Here is a 1093-nt window from a genome sequence, read left to right as displayed (position 1 = left end):
GCACCGTCCGCGATCTGTTGAGCCTGACGCAGGCTCTACCACTCCAACCCCTTCACCCCCAACCGCCCCACCTTCCCATAAGGCCAAGCCCTATTCTGCGCCCCATGCCCGCTCGGCAGCCCGTGGTACAGCGGCACCCCCAGCGGCTTCAGGTATTCCACGAAGATTTCTTCCAGGCTGTGCGCCACATTCTTGCGCGGGCAGTCGTTGAAGGTGCCCAGCACCACCGCGCCCAGGCTTGCCGCGTCGATGCTGTTGAGCAGTTGCCAGAGGCTGCGCTCCAGGCGGTAGTAGGGCTCGCCCACATCCTCCAGCACCAGGATGGCGCCGGCCGGGGCGTGCAGCGCGGCGATGGTGCCGGCGGTGCTGGCCAGGGCGGTGAGGTTGCCGCCGATCAGCTCGCCTTCGACGGTTTTCTTCGGGCCGCCCAGGTGGGCGCAGGGCAGGTGGTCGTCCTCGCCAGCCAGCAGGCGGCTGACCGACGCCAGCGAGGCCAGGCGCTCGCGCTGTTCGCTGGGGGCGCTCAGCGGCTGCAGGCCGAGGGCGCTGGCCACCGGGCCGTGGATCGCCGGCAGGCCGTGGCGGTGGAAGGCGCTGAGCAGGATGGAGATGTCGGAGAAGCCGATCAGCGGCCGCGGCGAGGCCGCCCTCAGCCGCGCCCAGTCCAGCCCGGGCACCAGCTGCGCGCAGCCGTAGCCGCCGCGCAGGCACCAGACGGCGCCGACGTCTGGCAGCTCGAAGGCGCGGTGGAAGTCCTCCAGGCGCTGCTCAAGGGTGCCGGCGAGGTAGCGGTAGCGGGCTTCGGCGTGCTCGCCCAGGTGGTAGTCGATGCCCAGCACCTCCAGCTGGCGCAGGGTGGCCTCGAAGACCTCCTCGGCGATGGAGGATGCCGGGGCGACCAGGGCGACGCGGCCTTCGAAGGGCGACCAGGTCAGGTCGGAGGGGCGGGGGGATCTGGGCATAAACGAAATCCGGGACGGCGTGACGAACGACATTGTAATTGGATGGACTCACCCTCACCGAGGCGTCGAAGCGCCACGGTGGCATTCTAAGAAGCCAGCGACAGTGAGGGTGAGGCCATGAAAAAGCATAC

General features: G+C 69.3%; 1 protein-coding gene. It reads right to left on the bottom strand.

Annotation, left to right across the window (positions count from 1 at the left end; all coding sequences use genetic code 11):
* Positions 1-35 precede the first annotated feature (35 nt).
* On the bottom strand, positions 36-962 hold the full coding sequence (locus DK254_RS06535; RefSeq protein ID WP_109933135.1) for an LD-carboxypeptidase: 927 nt from the start codon (positions 960-962) through the stop codon (positions 36-38).
* Positions 963-1093 lie beyond the last annotated feature (131 nt).

Source organism: Pseudomonas sp. RW407, assembly GCF_003176655.1.
Taxonomy (GTDB): Bacteria; Pseudomonadota; Gammaproteobacteria; order Pseudomonadales; family Pseudomonadaceae; genus Pseudomonas; species Pseudomonas delhiensis.
The sequence above is the reverse complement of the archived record's forward strand: the minus strand, read 5'-3'. Positions and strand labels throughout refer to the sequence as shown.

What these genes read in the sequence shown, in the direction of transcription:
- DK254_RS06535 (WP_109933135.1), bottom strand. Translation starts at nt 962, where the DNA reads ATGCCCAGATCCCCCCGCCCCTCCGACCTGACCTGGTCGCCCTTCGAA.